The sequence below is a fragment of the Rhodococcus jostii NBRC 16295 genome, from assembly GCF_001894825.1.
In the GTDB taxonomy this organism is placed as follows: Bacteria; Actinomycetota; Actinomycetes; order Mycobacteriales; family Mycobacteriaceae; genus Rhodococcus_F; species Rhodococcus_F jostii.
In genome coordinates this window covers 1-1,033 of sequence record NZ_BCWY01000247.1, presented here as the reverse complement: position 1 = coordinate 1,033, position 1,033 = coordinate 1, and the positions used below count along the sequence as shown (strand labels likewise).

The 1,033-nt window shown below is 65.0% G+C and carries 1 protein-coding gene; it reads right to left on the bottom strand.

Annotated elements, in window-relative coordinates:
• On the bottom strand, positions 1-719 hold a 719-nt coding region (locus RJ1_RS45000), incomplete at its 3' end, for a DUF222 domain-containing protein (RefSeq protein WP_143169622.1).
• Positions 720-1,033: the final 314 nt, after the last annotated feature.

The window sequence follows — 1,033 nt, the reverse complement described above, 5'->3', positions numbered from 1 at the left end:
AGTTCGGTGAACCCGTCGGCCCGCCGCTGCCCCGGGGTGCGCTCGTCCTTCGTTCCATCCTGCGCCGGCCGCGGCTTCGACAGCCCGGACAGCGCCGAGAGCAGCATCTCACCGGTCACCGCATCCAGGTCACCCTTCACCGCGACCCGCCCGTTCAGTGTCTTCGAGGCATGGAACTCGTTGCGTTCGGTGTCTTCACTCGGCGGCGGATCATCGGATTCGAAGACACGCTCCAGTCGCGCGATCACCGCACGCACCGCATCGGTGTTCGCGGTCGGACCGGTGGCCGCGAGCAGCAACGCCCTCCGGCAGCCGTCCAACGCCTCGTCCGGCATGCCCTTCGGTGGCCGCTCACAGAACTTCATCACCAGCGCAGCGTGCTCCGCCGAAATGTTGGTGTGAAAGAAGTGATCCGCGATCTCCGGCTGGAACCGCAAACCCCGGCCCAGCATCACGATTCGCCCCGCCGCACCCACCTCGAGCAACGTCTTCGACGCCAACCACATCTTGGCGTTCGGAAACCCCAGCACATCGACGTGGCAGCGATGATCCACCGCACCGACCAGCTTGACCCGCAAGGCTTCGAGCCGCTGGATCTCCTCCGACACCCGCACCACCGAGTCGAGCAATTCCGCCTCGGCCAGACGCCACGCATCACCGACCGCAGTCGCCAGAATCTCGTCCGACAACGCCCCCTGGATATCCTCCCCGATCCCCATGTTCCAATTCTAGTTCGAACAAACATTCGAGTCAATGCCTGATTCCGGCCACCGCCATCGGGTCGCCGATAAGGAAGTGGCGCCCACCGCACCATCACACCCTCCGCGGGTCGGCTGGGCGCAGGCGCGGATTACTTTGGGACGCAGGTTCTCCCCTGCACACCGGCGGGGGGCATCGAGGCCCGGTTGACACTCAACGGCGCAGCTTACGTAGAGCGACGAAATTCGTGGCACGCCACGAAGCTCCGACCTGCAGAGTCTCTCAGTGCCTGTTCAACAACTGCTCCCCTGGAACCGGAACCGCACGATGCGGG